Source organism: Ciceribacter sp. L1K22, assembly GCF_017599385.1.
Classification (GTDB): Bacteria; Pseudomonadota; Alphaproteobacteria; order Rhizobiales; family Rhizobiaceae; genus Allorhizobium.
In genome coordinates this window covers 1-857 of record NZ_JAGFPK010000012.1, presented here as the reverse complement: position 1 = coordinate 857, position 857 = coordinate 1, and the positions used below count along the sequence as shown (strand labels likewise).

The 857-nt window shown below is 69.7% G+C and carries 1 protein-coding gene; it reads right to left on the bottom strand.

Translation table 11 applies throughout. The annotated features are described in order from the left end of the window. Positions 1-17 precede the first annotated feature (17 nt). Positions 18-857, bottom strand: an 840-nt coding sequence (locus J5J09_RS22555; protein WP_208554512.1) for an autotransporter domain-containing protein, incomplete at its 5' end; no start/stop codon positions are given.

The window sequence follows — 857 nt, the reverse complement described above, 5'->3', positions numbered from 1 at the left end:
GACGCCCGCACCCGCCCTCAGAATGCGATCCTGACCTTTGCGGTTGCGGTGTGCTCGCGGGCGGTGTCGCCGAAGCGGCCGTTGTAGCCGATGCCGAGGGTGGCGGCGGGCGAGAGCGCGAAGTCGAGCCCGGCCTCGATCACCAGCGCGTCGCTGTCGATCGGCGTATTGGCGATGGTGAAGCTGTCGCCGGTGGCGAACCGGGCGGTGGAGGTGGTGGCGGTATCGCCGAAGGCATGCTGCCAGCCGATCATGCCGCGCGCCACGGTCGTTGCCCCGCCGAGATCGAAGCCGCTCGCGGCCCGGATACCGAGCGTGGTGAAGGTCACGTCGTCGCTCTGGCCCGACACGGTGAGCGCCGCGGTGCCGCCGGTCTCGGTGAAGCCGTCGGTGCGGATGCGCGAATGCGAGAGGTTGACGAAGGGTTCGAGTTCGACCCCGCCCGCCGCCATGCGGTAGCCGAGTTCGCCGAAGAGATTGAGCGTGCCGGCATCGTAACCGGCCTCAAGTTTCTGCCCGAGCATGGTGACATTGCGCACCGTGTCGATGCCGGAGAACGTGTAGCTCACGCCGGAGCGGACGGAGAGGGGGCCGAAGTCGCGGCTGCCATAGAGGCCGAGATGATAATTGTCGCTCGCGGCCGTCTCCGTCTCCGTGCCGACCGAGGCGCTGGAATAGCCGCCGTAGAGGCCGACCAGCCAGTCGCCGGCCATGCCGTCGAGACCGACCAGCGTGCCGCCGGAGTGGATGTCGCTGCTGGCGGTGCCGCCGGAGCCGTCGATGCTGCCGCGCGCGCCGAAGCCGCTGGCCCAGAAGCCGAAGCGGCCGGCATCGAACCCGGTCTCGCCGTCGAAGGC